This window comes from Bradyrhizobium sp. P5_C12 (genome assembly GCF_054049735.1).
In genome coordinates, this window is record NZ_JBFULU010000132.1 from 1 (window position 1) to 962 (window position 962).

Here is a 962-nt window from a genome sequence, read left to right on the forward strand (position 1 = left end):
CCTATATATCGTTCGTTATAGACCCGGGCAGGTGCATATCCGTGCAAGTACGGCTCGCAAAAACCGTTTCTGGTGCAGTCTCAGCGTGAATTAGATGATGATGTTCATTCAAAGTTGAGAAACCTTTAGGGGTTTTTGTTTACAAATACTACGTCTGAGCGAACGCGGTCCGCGAGCGAGTTAACGGCAAGGCGTATATTGGACGTTGAGGAAATATCGAAGGCCGTGCACCGTTAAGGATTGCGCCGTTAGCCGGTCTCGATCGCAACAGAGGCCGGCGCGCCGCAGTCTGATCACCGGGTTCTTACGGGCATTCGGGTCGCAAATTGCTGCGTGAGAGTCGGGAAGCGAGCAGAATAGCGCGCCAAATTAACCTAAGTATTGCGCTGCGACACCGACATCGCTTGTGTTAGGAGAAAATTCGAATGATCCTATCTATAGTGGGTGAAATAGCAGCAGGTTCACGGAGTTTATATTTTTTGGGGGACCTCCCGCTGAGGAGCGCCCAATGCGACGTACCAGTGTAGTCATTGCAGACCGGCATCCGGTCGTCTTGCAGGGGCTGAGCAACGTGCTCGGTGCCGTAGCCGAATTCAATGTCGTTGCATGTTGTAGCGATGCTGCAAGCTGCATCGACGCGATCCGGAATTTTGCGCCCGAGATCGCGATTATCGATCCGGCGATGCCCGAGCTCGCCGCGCTGAAAATTCTTGCGACCGTCAATTCAGAAAATCGTTCGACACATTTGGTCTTTTTCGCCTCGAGTGAAGATTGYGAACTGGTGCTCGCGGCGACGCCCGGGACCTGTAGCATCGTCCTGAAGGACTCGGAGCCCGAAGCACTGGTGCAGTCCTTGCGGCACATCGCCAATGGCCACAGCCTGCTGCCGACGACGTCATCCGAGTCGATCGTGGCGCAGGAGCAGGGCGCGAATTCGGAGAGCGTGCTGACAACGCTGACGG

The 962-nt window shown here is 54.9% G+C and carries 1 protein-coding gene; it reads left to right on the forward strand.

From position 1 onward, the window contains the following. Window positions 1–508: 508 nt before the first annotated feature. On the forward strand, window positions 509–962 hold a 454-nt coding region (locus tag ACXJMY_RS37935), incomplete at its 3' end, for a response regulator (protein WP_456624460.1).